At 31.4% G+C, this 12,451-nt stretch carries 19 protein-coding genes; 3 read left to right on the top strand and 16 right to left on the bottom strand.

Translation table 11 applies throughout. The features are described from left to right. Positions 1-279: 279 nt before the first annotated feature. From ACFCYN_RS20560 to ACFCYN_RS20490, 15 genes are all read right to left on the bottom strand, one after another. Positions 280-489, bottom strand: coding sequence for a hypothetical protein (locus tag ACFCYN_RS20560; RefSeq protein WP_375951422.1), 210 nt, complete (start codon positions 487-489; stop codon positions 280-282). Between the two features lie 248 nt (positions 490-737). Beyond that, on the bottom strand, positions 738-1,094 hold the full coding sequence (locus tag ACFCYN_RS20555; protein ID WP_375951420.1) for a hypothetical protein: 357 nt from the start codon (positions 1,092-1,094) through the stop codon (positions 738-740). A gap of 130 nt (positions 1,095-1,224) precedes the next feature. Further along, positions 1,225-1,608: an ArpU family phage packaging/lysis transcriptional regulator gene (locus ACFCYN_RS20550; protein ID WP_375951418.1), complete on the bottom strand. Its 384-nt coding sequence runs from the start codon at positions 1,606-1,608 to the stop codon at positions 1,225-1,227. Between the two features lie 277 nt (positions 1,609-1,885). Beyond that, positions 1,886-2,161, bottom strand: a complete 276-nt coding sequence (locus ACFCYN_RS20545; protein ID WP_375951416.1) for a hypothetical protein — start codon at positions 2,159-2,161, stop codon at positions 1,886-1,888. Then, positions 2,158-2,370 (bottom strand): DUF8096 family protein, encoded by a 213-nt coding sequence (locus ACFCYN_RS20540; protein ID WP_375951415.1) that lies wholly within the window; start codon positions 2,368-2,370, stop codon positions 2,158-2,160. Before ACFCYN_RS20540 ends, ACFCYN_RS20545 begins: the two co-directional genes overlap by 4 nt. A 164-nt stretch (positions 2,371-2,534) precedes the next feature. After that, positions 2,535-3,341, bottom strand: coding sequence for an ATP-binding protein (locus tag ACFCYN_RS20535; RefSeq protein WP_375951413.1), 807 nt, complete (start codon positions 3,339-3,341; stop codon positions 2,535-2,537). Beyond that, positions 3,341-4,162, bottom strand: a complete 822-nt coding sequence (locus ACFCYN_RS20530; protein WP_375951411.1) for a phage replisome organizer N-terminal domain-containing protein — start codon at positions 4,160-4,162, stop codon at positions 3,341-3,343. The genes ACFCYN_RS20535 and ACFCYN_RS20530 overlap by 1 nt, the downstream gene beginning before the upstream one ends. Before the next feature lie 62 nt (positions 4,163-4,224). Further along, on the bottom strand, positions 4,225-5,103 hold the full coding sequence (locus ACFCYN_RS20525) for a RecT family recombinase (RefSeq protein WP_375951409.1): 879 nt from the start codon (positions 5,101-5,103) through the stop codon (positions 4,225-4,227). Beyond that, on the bottom strand, positions 5,096-6,625 hold the full coding sequence (locus ACFCYN_RS20520; protein ID WP_375951407.1) for an AAA family ATPase: 1,530 nt from the start codon (positions 6,623-6,625) through the stop codon (positions 5,096-5,098). Before ACFCYN_RS20520 ends, ACFCYN_RS20525 begins: the two co-directional genes overlap by 8 nt. Positions 6,626-6,718: 93 nt before the next feature. Then, on the bottom strand, positions 6,719-6,925 hold the full coding sequence (locus tag ACFCYN_RS20515; RefSeq protein WP_375951406.1) for a hypothetical protein: 207 nt from the start codon (positions 6,923-6,925) through the stop codon (positions 6,719-6,721). Between the two features lie 57 nt (positions 6,926-6,982). Further along, positions 6,983-7,786 (bottom strand): ORF6N domain-containing protein, encoded by an 804-nt coding sequence (locus ACFCYN_RS20510; protein ID WP_375951404.1) that lies wholly within the window; start codon positions 7,784-7,786, stop codon positions 6,983-6,985. Between the two features lies 1 nt (position 7,787). Further along, on the bottom strand, positions 7,788-8,192 hold the full coding sequence (locus ACFCYN_RS20505; protein ID WP_375951402.1) for a hypothetical protein: 405 nt from the start codon (positions 8,190-8,192) through the stop codon (positions 7,788-7,790). Continuing rightward, positions 8,176-8,316, bottom strand: coding sequence for a hypothetical protein (locus tag ACFCYN_RS20500; protein WP_375951400.1), 141 nt, complete (start codon positions 8,314-8,316; stop codon positions 8,176-8,178). The genes ACFCYN_RS20505 and ACFCYN_RS20500 overlap by 17 nt, the downstream gene beginning before the upstream one ends. A gap of 3 nt (positions 8,317-8,319) precedes the next feature. After that, positions 8,320-8,475 carry a hypothetical protein gene (locus ACFCYN_RS20495; RefSeq protein WP_375951398.1) on the bottom strand — a complete coding sequence of 52 codons (156 nt, stop codon included), beginning with the start codon at positions 8,473-8,475 and terminating at the stop codon, positions 8,320-8,322. A 75-nt stretch (positions 8,476-8,550) separates the two neighbouring features. Beyond that, on the bottom strand, positions 8,551-8,790 hold the full coding sequence (locus tag ACFCYN_RS20490; RefSeq protein WP_375951396.1) for a helix-turn-helix domain-containing protein: 240 nt from the start codon (positions 8,788-8,790) through the stop codon (positions 8,551-8,553). Between the two features lie 179 nt (positions 8,791-8,969). Here ACFCYN_RS20490 and ACFCYN_RS20485 point away from each other — a divergent pair, with 179 nt between their 5' ends. Genes ACFCYN_RS20485 through ACFCYN_RS20475 form a run of 3 tightly spaced genes read left to right on the top strand, consistent with a single transcriptional unit; the run spans position 8,970 to position 11,236 of the window. Continuing rightward, the gene (locus ACFCYN_RS20485) at positions 8,970-9,326 is read left to right on the top strand and encodes a helix-turn-helix domain-containing protein (RefSeq protein ID WP_375951394.1); all 357 of its coding nucleotides are present in this window, start codon (positions 8,970-8,972) and stop codon (positions 9,324-9,326) included. Between the two features lie 18 nt (positions 9,327-9,344). Further along, positions 9,345-9,794 (top strand): ImmA/IrrE family metallo-endopeptidase, encoded by a 450-nt coding sequence (locus ACFCYN_RS20480; RefSeq protein WP_375951392.1) that lies wholly within the window; start codon positions 9,345-9,347, stop codon positions 9,792-9,794. A gap of 14 nt (positions 9,795-9,808) precedes the next feature. Further along, positions 9,809-11,236: a recombinase family protein gene (locus tag ACFCYN_RS20475; protein ID WP_375951390.1), complete on the top strand. Its 1,428-nt coding sequence runs from the start codon at positions 9,809-9,811 to the stop codon at positions 11,234-11,236. A 230-nt stretch (positions 11,237-11,466) separates the two neighbouring features. Here the strand turns inward: ACFCYN_RS20475 and ACFCYN_RS20470 are convergent, their stop codons facing one another. Further along, a complete protein-coding gene (locus ACFCYN_RS20470; RefSeq protein WP_375951389.1) occupies positions 11,467-12,351 on the bottom strand; it encodes a DUF3307 domain-containing protein in 885 nt (294 codons plus the stop codon). Between the last annotated feature and the right edge of the window lie 100 nt (positions 12,352-12,451).

Raw genomic sequence — 12,451 nt, 5'->3', positions numbered from 1 at the left:
AAAATATAGAACCGCAAATAATGTATTCAATTAGTTGGATAATTTCCCCTCTATTTCCCTTGTTAATTATCATGTCAATTAGTCAATATGAAAGAATACGATATTAAAAAATTAGAATTTTACTAAAAAATCAACTAAACATATTAAGTTGTATTGCAGTTGCTGAACTATATATCATATTGAACTTTACTGTCATTACCCCATTAAAAAAAATCGACTAAACAGCCGATCTTGTTGTACAACTATTGCATGCGTTTGTTACATAAGACTAAATAATTTCTATTTTAAATTTAATAAATAATGTATAACATCTCTAATTATTGGAAAAGCAAAAAGCAACAAAAAAATCATAAAATAATTTGACTTTATTATCTCTATAAAAATCTTATTTTTCTTCAATCCTTTTAAGAATGTTCTAGAACAATAAATAATTATTAATAACAAGATGAAAACATCCATCAAAAACGCACCAAATGGAATTTGTGCCATAAACGCTCCCCTTAAATTTTTCTCTATATTCATTACTATATCAGTACAATAGGTATTTGTAATTTGGGGGAATTTCACCTTTTATTCATAAAATTCTTATAGAACTAACCTGCCATTTTGTTCAATAAAGAAGTGAAGACTTTAGTTCAAGTGTTTAAATTAAAAATGGGACTGTCAGTTTAGACAACCCCTTTACATTCTTATTCAACTCAAGCATGCGTCAGTTGCATAAGAGCATTTTTAATTTGTTAATTGAATATAACCAAATCTGGACTTAGTGCAATAAAATGTGGTAACCAGCAGTCTGAGTTTTCGGTGCCTATTTCGTGGTTATTTAAGCAGACCCTATTAAATCCATCTAAACCATCACAACCACAACATCCATTTATTCTGCTTTCATCAGTATGGTAATTTGAATTAATTAAATCATTGATATTAATAATAATAAACCCTTTTATATTAATATCAGCTTCTCCACTATCTATGATAAAAAATCCTTCAGGAATATAAGCTTTCCCAACGTTTTCACTAAGCATCTTTAAGTCTTTTAATTCAATTAACTGTTTCGATATCTCAATTTTACATTCCTTACAAACTAATCTCATCCTTTTATAACACCTCAATAAGCTGTATTTAATATAAATATAGCATAATTTCGAGTATTCCTTATGAAACTATACTGCCATTTAGTTGCTTAAGACCCTTAAATTTACATTTATCCTTAAGTAAAAGCACTCAAACAATATTGAGTGCTTCAGCAATAGAAAAGATCGCATGTTTTTTATATTCGTAAAATTGATCTTTATTAATCCCTAAGTCCATGTATATGTTAATATCTTTATCTCGGTTGGACGACAAATATTTTCGCACTATTATCGAACGCTCAATATCATCTAGCGCATAAATTAAAGCCCGTTCCATTTGTTTTACTTTAAATCGTTTTTCTTTTTCTTTATCTACAATCTTAGGAAATGGATTTTCTACACCTTCAGCTATTTGCTCATCTTTATTTTGAACTGCAACTCTTAAAGCTTTAAATTGTTTTAACTGCTTAATTACTGCTTTTCTAACTTTTTTTTCATCTACTTCATCTAAAAAAGAAAGCTGTTCAACGTTCATACTTATCCTCCTTCAAATCTAGGAGTTTTACTATTAATTAGGAAAAATTTAATTATGTTGTTTCTTTTGTGGATTACCTTCAAAAATCTCTTCGTAATCCTTAGTAATTCCTACGAAATTTGATTCATTACGGGCTTTCGAGTACTGTCCTATTACTTTCTAAAAAAACTTCTCTCTTAGCCTTTTAATCATAATATCCACTCTTATTACTCAAACGATTCCACCAAACGTTCTAAACTTCTACTCCCTTGTGCAACTGGTTCTCCGATCTGCTTGCTCATAGATTTAAATTCCTTACAATATCTTGTAGAGCTGGTATATTTAGAATTTGAAAGCGTGTCCCCTTAGCTCCTAAACTACGAGTCTTAAGAATTCCAACCATCTCTAGCTTTCTTATTGCCGATACAGTTATTGAATTAGTAGCTGATAATGTTCTGATGCAAATTTTGCCTTTTTCCTCCCCCTTAATAGTGTTGAAGAACTCTCTTAATGCAAATCCTTCTGTGCGTGATAAGCACTTTGCAATCATTTCAGTAGTTGTATTAATAATCATTGAATTTTCCCCTTTCTAAGGACCTTCATATTGTCTGAATCTATAACCTCGCCACACTTCTTACATCCTCTAAGTAAGCGATGTTTAACAATCTTTAACTTAAAAGAACCATGTCCACAATTTGAGCAGATGCCTGGACGAACAATTTCTTGCTCATTCGTCTCCAGGTCATCTTTTTTAAATAATTCGTTCCAACCCTTCTTTTTCATAACTCCTCCGAAAAATCAGGTATATTTAATTATCTCTTGGTACATAATTAATCCAAGCCTTGTCCAAGAGGCGTTTATCATTACTCCTGATTGTTGGATTGGCTCATTCAGGAGCACCTTTTATTCCGTCCGTAAGTTTAAACACTTAAACAAAGTTATTAAATTTACCTCATATCTTTAGCAGTCTTAAACGTAATGATGGTTTCTTTCGTTACATCTGCATTTAATCTAGAAATCATTCGCTCATCATAAATTTTTTTGGCGCGTTCACCTCTAAGGTTACTAGTCGTAATCGTTGACTTCCCTTGCCTAGATTCATAGACATTGAATAGTAGTTTACTAATAAAATCACTTGCTACCTTTTCTGTATCAATTCGACCAACTTCAGCACCTAGATCATCGATGACTAAAATGTCTACTTCTTCCATCAATTTCAAAAAATATTCTTGTGTGTACTTGGATTCTTTGTTATTAAACGAATCTAAAATTAAACTAACCATTTTAGGAACACTGATAAATAAAGATCTTCTTTTCACACTAACCTCTTTAGCAATTGCGTATGCTAGATGGCTTTTCCCAACACCTGTATTTCCTGTTATAACGACATTGAAGTTGTTCCCAAATTTATACCATTTAGCGCATTGTTCGGCTTTTTGTTTAGCTAAACTTGTTTCTTCGCAAATAACTTTATAGTTATCTAGTGAACTAGATAGAATTTTTTGATTAGAAATTATTGAATATCTTTCAAGATGCAAACTAATATTTGCTTCTTGTTCTTTTTGAAGCTTCTGATTTATTTTCTGTTGGAATGACTGACCATCGGTCTTACAAAAACATCTGGGACAATTAGCACGACCATCTGGGAATTGAATCCATTGTTTTTTGTGTTGCTCGCAATATTTATCGATATACTTAGCGCCACTGTTTCTAAAACAAATATCCATAACCGAACTAATATCGACACTTTGCATTACCAACCTAACTCCTCATCCTCTTTATTTTCAACAATTGGACTACTTGCGATTTTTCCAACACGATTCATACCGTTTTTCTTTTTGTTTTGTTGAAAGAATTTGTCTCTTACTTCAACATCATGAAGAGTTCTTATGTTGCCTTTATCCCATTCTTTTAAAATCCCCATGGTATAGCCCCAACTTTTATGTTGTCTAAGTGATTTTTTCATTGCTTCAATTACAAGCTCTTCACTCAAATCAGTCACCCAATTATTTATTTCATCGATTACGAAAGGTCTAAGCACTCCGAAATTTTGTTCATAAAAATCAAATGCATTCATACTTACTACTGACTTACTTACTTCTATTTCTAAGTCTAAGTCTAGAATGTCTTCTTGCGTCTTATCGACTGTCTTATAAGACGTCTTATCGTCAGATTCTATTGATAACTGTTTCTTTTTCTCTTGATATCGCTTGTTTCGAGCTTGTCGTAATCGTTTGGTTTGTTCCATGCCTTCGATGTTTTGATGCTTTTCCCAGTTGCTAATACGTATTACTTGTGATTCATCAAACCCGATCATTCCAAATTGTTCAAGTGTGCTAAACGCATGTCGAACCTCCTGAAGTTCTAAATCATAAACGATTGCAAACATTTCATCTGTTAAAGGTACTTGTTCATCTAACATAATCCTGCCAGTTAAATTACACTTACCAGCTTCAACTAGAAGTTGGATCCAAACTAAAAGAACTGTATTTCCATTTGGTAATTTGCGAATTAATTTGATTTTCTTATCATCAAACATTGAAGTTGATAATTTAATCCATGTGATTTGGCTCATGTTGTCTACTCCTTTCCTTGTTGATGAATTACCAGGGACTCATTAGAGCCCCTAGCTATCAATTAAAACTCGTCTAAATCATCAAATGTAATTTCTACTGGTTCTACAGGTTTCTTTTTATTACTCTCTAAATCAATTAACTTAGACAGGCCAACAAGTTGTTGCAGAGTAAGTTCTTTTGCTACTTGGTTGAAATTAATCTTAATCATATTTTTCAGGCCATCTTCACTTAGACCATACTTAGTTTGTTTACTTTTAATTTCGCTCCAACGTTTCTTCATTTCATCTTCATAGTCAATTACTCCACCTTCAGCAATTTCAATTTGATTAGGCGCGATTTCTTTTCTATACCCAGATGTGGCTTCATCAACTGAACTTGTACCGATTTGTTCATCTTCAGCAATCTCGATACCGTATTGAAGTTTTGCAGCACGTTTCATAATGTGCTTTTTAAACATGTCATTGAAGTAGTTAGCCCACATGTTTTTGTTATTGCCTTTAGTCATATGCTCAACTTCATTTACTTCCATAATCGTTACAACATCTGTAAATCCTTCCTTTTTAGCTACTGCATATCCACCAATTACTTTTCCTCTAGGGAATCCAACTGAATGAGTAATTTCTTTTGATGCTGGATTGTATTTGAAATCATCATTCTCATGAACTAACTCAACATCTATACCTTTAAATCCTTGTTGTTTACGAGCTAATGCAAGTACACCTTCAACCGCTACTTGAATGCTCATTTTCCCGCCATAAACAATGCAGTAAATCTGATTTAGGAAAGGATTAAGCCCTGAATTAACACATGTTTGAACAAATAAAGCGAATTGCTCATTTGAAGTACCAACCGCGATTGTGTGCTTTAATGTATCCAACTCATTTTGTGTAAAATTACCCACTACTGCTTGTGTGTTTGAAACTGCTAATTGATTAGACATTTACAACTTCCTCCTCTAAAGAAATAGTTTTAATATTAAAATCTGTATCTACTACTCTTGCTAAAATTAGTTGACCTGTAGGTTTTGAGAATTTAAGAATTGATTCGGCATTATCTATAAATGTTGGTACAATCACTTCAGATTGTTTAGAAAGAACCTCACTTAGTTCTAAGCCACATTTAATACGTTCTGCAGAGGATAACTTACTGAATGGCCTTCCATCCATCTCGATTTCAAAGGTTGCTCTTTCTTCACCATTCTTTAATAGCTCAATCAACTTGACTGAGATGTTCGTAAATAATGAATCAATCTTCTTAACCATTAATTCAGAACGTTTTGTTCTAAACTCTTTAATTGCATCGATGATGGCTAGTGATCTATTTCGTTTAGTGCGAATTTCTTCTTTATTTGTTTCAGCATCGATTAATTCAGCTTTTAATCGCTCCACCTGGTTCATTTGATTTAATTGCGTTCTGATTTGGATAATTTCATTGTTGATTTGCTCTAATAAGTACTGATCAATTGGAATTTGATTAGTGTTTTCAAGTTCTTCTAACTCAATCTTCAATTGGGAGTATTCAGCTGATAGCTCTTTTCCATATTCAACTTCTTTTGAAAATACTAGTTGTTTATTCTTTTTAACTTCTCCAATTGATTCTTCATTTAATGATTGACCACAAGTGCTACAATTCAAGTTGATTTCTTCGTTTTTAATGGCCATAACTTTTTCTCTTTGTCTTTTTAATTGCGTATATAAAGTAGACATCTTAGCTCTAATTGTGGATATCTTGTTATTAACTTGTTGATTCTGAGATTGCAGTTTATTAATTTCACCTTTTTGAGCTTCTAATTGCTGCAATGTTTTTTTATTAACTCGATCTAAATTATCAAATTTATACTTCTCTAATTGCTCACGTAATGTAACTACTCTTTCACCAGCGCGTTCGGAAGACTTGTCCAATTTGTTGTATTGATCACGATGTACTTTTTCTAAATCATCTATGTTATGTTTTTTTAATTCCGGTTCTAAAGTGTTTACTGACATCTCATGAATCTCTGCAAACACTTCTTTGTTTAATGGTTCTGGAACGTACTGCAGCAACTGTTTTCTTTGGTCCTGCCAATTTTGGCTAGAAAAATAAGTAGGATTGAAAATTGATAGGAATAAATCTTTATCAAATAACTCACTTACAAGTTCATTAAACTTTGTAGCCTTTTCAGGTACTTCATTAATAAAGTATTTAGCTGTTTTCTTTTGCGATTTAGTTAGTTGAAACTCTTTTCCATCTACATTTAGAACAAGTAAAACCGTAGTTTCAGAATCATTTTCACCAATAGGTTTAGGATCTAATTTGCTTCCATTGATATCAGTACCGAATAATAGCCAAGTCGGCGCATCACCAATTGTTGATTTACCTGCTCCGTTACGACCTTCAATGTTTGTAATATCTTTAAAGTGAATATCCAATGATGTATGATTTTTAAAATTAATAATACTTAAATACTCGAATGTAATTTTCAATTGTCCCTCTCCTATTGCATAACACAGGTGTCAACCCATATAATTAAAGTTCCTACGCTTTATTAAATGGCTGACCTTTTGGTTAGCTATTTTTTATGCATTTGTGCTATAACTAACATCTCGAATGTATTCTACAAAGCAATCGATTTCGTCATGAAACAATCCATCTGGATGTTGTAACACTTCATCGCCTTCATAAATTTCTCTTTTACAACCTAGACACTCATCAACTTCCTTTCGTTCTACTTGCTGAGGATCTACTCCAAATTGATTAGAACAAAATCTTCCGTTCTCAATCACTGTCATTTCCCCTTTCAAAGTTATGACAATTTTCTGTCATCAACTTTCACGAAGATGTCATGAAGCAGTATTGACTTGGACCTTATATTTAATTGCCATTTCTTTTACTACAGCTAAATATATTTCTAGTAATCTTTTATCTTCATTAATCACATCTAATTTAGAAACTTTATCGATCCTAGATTTAACGACACCTTCAAGCGCCATTTTTTTTTGCTTATTTACTAAACGAATTTGAAGATTGCAATTTGCACGTTCTTCTAATAATTTGTAACTTTCTTTTCTAATTTGTTGATATAGACCATGTTCACCAGTTTTACGAGCAATTTTATTTATGATTTCTGTTGTTTCTTTTCTCCAGTCGATTGTATTTAAGGCAACGATTTCACTGATGTTATGTACCTGTTGTTTAGTTTCTTCAATTTCCTTACATAATCGATTTTGTTCAATCTGACTATTTGCTAACGTGTTAAAAATTTGACTAAACATTTGTAGTTCTGGACTTAATTGAGAAGTATCAATAACATTTTGTTTAATGTTGTAATATTCATCAACTAACATTTCGTAAGCATTCCATGCTTCATCTGTGTTTAATGATTTAGCATGAAGCCATGCTCCTCTTTCTGTCCAAAGATAAAGAGTTTGTGCTTTCTTTGAACCTAACTCAATTTGATTTAGGTCGATAAATTGATTTTTTTCTACTCCTTGAAGAGCAAAGTAGTGTTTAGCTTCCATGTAACGGTCCTTGTTGCGATTGAAATTATTTACAATTTGTTGTTTGTCAGTTCCATATGATTCTGCTAATTGTGCTGTTGTTAACACTCGTAAGCCATTTTGGTTAATAACTTGTAAATTATTCATTTCAAATTCCTCCGTTTTCTGCATAGACTTCATTTATAAAATCTAGATATTCGTAGTAATTTCTTTCTCTTAGTAGAGATAAATAAGTCAATGTTTCATCAAAGACAATCCACCAATTCAACTCATGCATTTCATAAAATGAATCATAATTTAGTCGAATAGCATTCATCATCAATAGGTTTGTGTCCTTTGTACCTTTTGAAATCTTAGGCGCTAACTTTAACCACTGCTCTAATGATTCTTTTTTTACGTCATCAACTAGAATTTGCATAACTAACCAATCTAGACCGTCTATTCCCTGTTTTAATTTATCTTGAATAATTCCGCTTTCAGCTTTAAATGTTGCTTCTGTGCGATTTAGATAATTTTTAAAATCACTGGAATCCACCTTAATTAACTTCTTCATCTACACCACCCCATAAATACTTATTGAACAATGCCTTTACACTCTTAGGTGCTATTACTATTAATGCTAAAAATCCTGCTAACCCAAAACCCATCATGAAATATATTACTAATAAGGTAGTCATAAATCATTCTCCTTTTTGGCTTTCTTCAACTGTGATGTTTCCAACAGTTAAATTCTTGAATGTAATTTGTTTTCCATACTTACGAGATAGGATGCTTTCGATAATTGGCTTTAATTTAAGTACTTTTTCATCTGTTAATTCATATCCATTAATAGCCATTGATCTCACCTCAATAAAGCATATTCCTTAAGGACGATTGGACAAATATTATTTTTTCAATATTTTTCGTTCCTTTTAAGGAACGAATACATCAAAAAAATAAGCACTTGGAATCCCTAAGTGTGCACTCATTAGTCTAGCCTCTTGCAATGAAAAATCTCCCCCAGTGCCGTTTAATTTTTGATTAACAGCACTCTGACTTTTATCCAATAATTCTCCCAATTTCTTTTGGGATATGTTGTTTTCAACCAAATATGCTTTGATTTTCATATATGGTCGATGTCTACGAGAAGTGTTCCCATTAATATTTGCCATCATATCACCTCGTTTCACCACGTTCCTATATAGGAACAAACTTAGTATAGGTTAACAATATTTAGATGTCAATAAAATATTTTCCTTAAAAGGAACATTTTTTCTTGTTTATGTTGCATTAAAGGAATTCAGACGGTATTATATTAGATATAAATAATATGTGGGAGGGAATCAATAAAATGTATTCATTTGGAGAGATATTAAAAAGTTTGCGTACTTCAAAAAAACTTAGTATTGAACAGTTAGCAAAAAAGATCAATGAAAAATATGATACTACTATAAGTAAAAGTATGATTTCCAGATATGAAAACAATCTTGCGGAACCAAAGATGGATGTGGTGCGTGTTTTCGCAGATTTTTTTGATGCTTCACCTGAATATATTATGGGTCTGGAAGATACAAATGATAAAACAGCTAATAAACACAGTAAAGCAATTGAGACAATTGCTGCACATTTAGATGAGAAAAATATTACTGAAGAAAAAATGAAAGACATTATTAAATACATAGATTTTATTTTTCAAGATGAGGAGTAATTTAGGGGGTCTATTTTTTTGCATTACGAAACACTTCTAACTAGATATTCTGACATACCAGTCAAAGAAATGATTCTCCAATTTGGATTTAAAGGTTTATATAAAAATGGAAAAATTCGAATTGAAAAAAGATTAAACGATACAGAAAAAGGTTGTATCTTAGCTGAAGAAATCGGACATCATTTCAAAACAGTTGGCAATATACTGAATCAAACTAATTTAAATAACATTAAACAAGAAAAAATAGCTAGACAATGGGCCTATGATGTACTTATTCCATTATCCAGTTTAATAGATGCATACAATAATGGTTGTACTAATCGATTTGAAGTTGCTGAGTTTTTAGATGTTACTGAAGAATTTTTACAAGAGGCTCTTGATCGTTACATTGAAAAATATGGAGACTCAATTTGTTGTGGTAACATGACTATTCGTTTAAATCCTTTAGATATCTTAATGTCAAAATAGTTTGGAGGGTTGTAATGAAATGTAGCATATATGTCAGAGTATCGACAGATGAACAAGCTAAACATGGTTACTCCATAGCTGCTCAAATAGAAAAATTAGAAGCTTATTGTATATCTCAAGAATGGGAAATTACTGAAAGATATATAGATGAGGGATGTTCAGCAAAAGATTTAAACAGACCACAGTTTGAGGAAATGATGGATTCTATTAAACAAGGAAAAGTTGACATACTTTTGGTATATAGATTGGACAGGCTTACTAGATCAGTCATTGACCTATATAAAATTTTAAAGATATTAGATGATAATAATTGTAAATTTAAAAGTGCAACTGAAGTTTATGATACTACGAATGCAATGGGAAGATTGTTCATTACACTCGTTGCTGCCATAGCGCAATGGGAAAGAGAAAATTTAGCCGAACGTGTTCGTCTGGGTATGGAGAAAAAAACTAAAATGGGTAAGTGGAAAGGTGGAGCTCCTCCATATGGATACACTTACGAGAATGATGAATTAATTATTAATAGCGTTGAAGCAGAACTTGTAAAGAAAATATTTGAAATGTCAAAAGTATTTGGATTCTACACTATCGCAAAAAAATTAACAGAAAAAGGTTATCAAACTAAAAAAGGTGGAGATTGGCATGTAGATACTATTAGAGATATTGCCAATAACCCCATATACGCAGGGTATTTAACCTTTAACGAAAGCATCAAAGACTACAAAAAACCTCCTAGAGAACAAACATTGTACGAGGGAAACCATTTAAGAATAATTCCACGCGATGATTTCTGGGTACTACAAGATATATTGGATAAACGAAGAGTAGTTGGGGGAAAACGCGAGACTAGTAATTACTATTTCTCTTCAATTTTAAAATGTGGTAGATGCGGACATTCAATGTCTGGACACAAAGGAACCAAAGGTGTTAAAACATATAGGTGTTCGGGTAAGAAAGCTGGTAAGCGATGTAGCAGCCATATTATTAAAGAAGAAACATTACTCAATGCTGTATTGAACCAATTGGATATACTTATTAACGATGTTACAGGTGATACGAATGCATCAAACATATCTAAAACTAAAATAAATGAACTTCAACAAGAACTTAAAAGCATTCAGAAATTATTAAAAAAGCAAAAAACAATGTATGAAGCAGACATTATCGACATCGATGAGTTAATTATAAAAACTGAAAAGTTACGTGATCAAGAAAGGCAAGTAACAGCTGATTTAAAAAACTATACACAAGAAAACAATAAAAATAGTTTGGAAATCAGTTTTCTGAAAGAAAATATTCATTCATTATGGCAATTAGCAAATGATTATGAACGTAAACAAATGATTATGACATTATTTACTCAATTAGTAATCGATACAAAAGATGAATATAAAAGAGGTACGGGAATACCTCGTGAAATAATAATAGTTTCAGCTAAATAAAATGTCTTTTGTGGGCGCTAGTACATTGATTCCTTGGGCTTTGATTCCTGCGGCGGCCATTTGTAATGTTAGTCCGTTTGAGTTGGCTAGACGGAATTTGTTGCCTGTTTTGATTGGGTTGGTTGTTACTACGGTTGTTGCGATTTTCTTGATTTAACTTAAAAATATAAATACCCCATCAATGTAAGTAACACTACATTAATGGGGTATTATTACGGCCTACTTTTTGTTTATTTAAGCACACCTTTTAAAATAAATCCAAAAGTGATTCCAAATAGCATTGATGTTAACGTCCCAAGTAAAAAATATTCTGCCCAATCTCGATCATCCATTTGCTTAAATCTTGCAATAGATTTCGCTGTTACGATAAATGCAATCGCTGGGAATGCATCATTATAAGTTAATAAAACTACTAAAATCCTTTCAATATAACCAATGACCTTTCCTCTTGTTAAATCATGGTTTTTAATAATCATATAGTTATATTCTTCAACTAAGCTTTTTGAGAAAATCGGACTTTCTTGTGCGACATCTTCTTTCCTCTCATTTTTAAATAAATACTTCCCCTCAAAAGTCGATAATTGATTTGGCATACTTCCTAAAAGAAATTTTATAATATGACCACTAACACTTGTCGTTAAAATCAAAATAATGACAAGCGTTATTAACGTATTAATTTGATTTAATTGATACCCATTATTTGTAAATATCTCTATTACTCTATTAATAAAGAAACTAAATTTCATATCAAAATATAGTTTACAAATAACGATAATTGTTAAAAAGTGCAATATTTGATCGATAATAAAAAAATACAAATCACTATTAAAATGTTCAAAATATTTCCGACTCTTTCCTAAATCTAAGAGTTTAATCTTTATGTAGTCTATTAAATAATGCAGTACTACTATTGAAATAACTGGAAGTAAAAATAGCATTGCGAAATTCGAAAACTTATATTGTAATGACCATATTAAACCGAGTGTGATTAGCGTTAATATAAAGTGATGCATTACATGAAGGTTTAAATATTTATTCTTATTCCGAACCATTTTATCCGTTTGAAAGTAAAAATCAGCTAGTAAATGTGATAGAACTAAACTTAAAAAAATCATATTTCATTATCCTTTCTAAAGGTAAACCAAATTACAATAATTCAACAATGTTCTCACTTATTAAACTTTTAATTTTTATATTTAAATCATTGCTAATAGC

Origin of the sequence: Gottfriedia sp. NPDC056225 (assembly GCF_042267765.1) — a bacterium.
GTDB lineage: Bacteria > Bacillota > Bacilli > Bacillales > Bacillaceae_G > Gottfriedia.
The sequence above is the reverse complement of the archived record's forward strand: the minus strand, read 5'-3'. Positions and strand labels throughout refer to the sequence as shown.

Coding starts and splice junctions, on each gene's coding strand:
- ACFCYN_RS20560 (WP_375951422.1), bottom strand. CDS start 489: ATGGCACAAATTCCATTTGGTGCGTTTTTGATGGATGTTTTCATCTTG.
- ACFCYN_RS20555 (WP_375951420.1), bottom strand. CDS start 1,094: ATGAGATTAGTTTGTAAGGAATGTAAAATTGAGATATCGAAACAGTTA.
- ACFCYN_RS20550 (WP_375951418.1), bottom strand. CDS start 1,608: ATGAACGTTGAACAGCTTTCTTTTTTAGATGAAGTAGATGAAAAAAAA.
- ACFCYN_RS20545 (WP_375951416.1), bottom strand. CDS start 2,161: ATGATTATTAATACAACTACTGAAATGATTGCAAAGTGCTTATCACGC.
- ACFCYN_RS20540 (WP_375951415.1), bottom strand. CDS start 2,370: ATGAAAAAGAAGGGTTGGAACGAATTATTTAAAAAAGATGACCTGGAG.
- ACFCYN_RS20535 (WP_375951413.1), bottom strand. CDS start 3,341: ATGCAAAGTGTCGATATTAGTTCGGTTATGGATATTTGTTTTAGAAAC.
- ACFCYN_RS20530 (WP_375951411.1), bottom strand. CDS start 4,162: ATGAGCCAAATCACATGGATTAAATTATCAACTTCAATGTTTGATGAT.
- ACFCYN_RS20525 (WP_375951409.1), bottom strand. CDS start 5,103: ATGTCTAATCAATTAGCAGTTTCAAACACACAAGCAGTAGTGGGTAAT.
- ACFCYN_RS20510 (WP_375951404.1), bottom strand. CDS start 7,786: ATGAATAATTTACAAGTTATTAACCAAAATGGCTTACGAGTGTTAACA.
- ACFCYN_RS20505 (WP_375951402.1), bottom strand. CDS start 8,192: ATGAAGAAGTTAATTAAGGTGGATTCCAGTGATTTTAAAAATTATCTA.
- ACFCYN_RS20500 (WP_375951400.1), bottom strand. CDS start 8,316: ATGACTACCTTATTAGTAATATATTTCATGATGGGTTTTGGGTTAGCA.
- ACFCYN_RS20495 (WP_375951398.1), bottom strand. CDS start 8,475: ATGGCTATTAATGGATATGAATTAACAGATGAAAAAGTACTTAAATTA.
- ACFCYN_RS20490 (WP_375951396.1), bottom strand. CDS start 8,790: ATGGCAAATATTAATGGGAACACTTCTCGTAGACATCGACCATATATG.
- ACFCYN_RS20485 (WP_375951394.1), top strand. CDS start 8,970: ATGTATTCATTTGGAGAGATATTAAAAAGTTTGCGTACTTCAAAAAAA.
- ACFCYN_RS20475 (WP_375951390.1), top strand. CDS start 9,809: ATGAAATGTAGCATATATGTCAGAGTATCGACAGATGAACAAGCTAAA.
- ACFCYN_RS20470 (WP_375951389.1), bottom strand. CDS start 12,351: ATGATTTTTTTAAGTTTAGTTCTATCACATTTACTAGCTGATTTTTAC.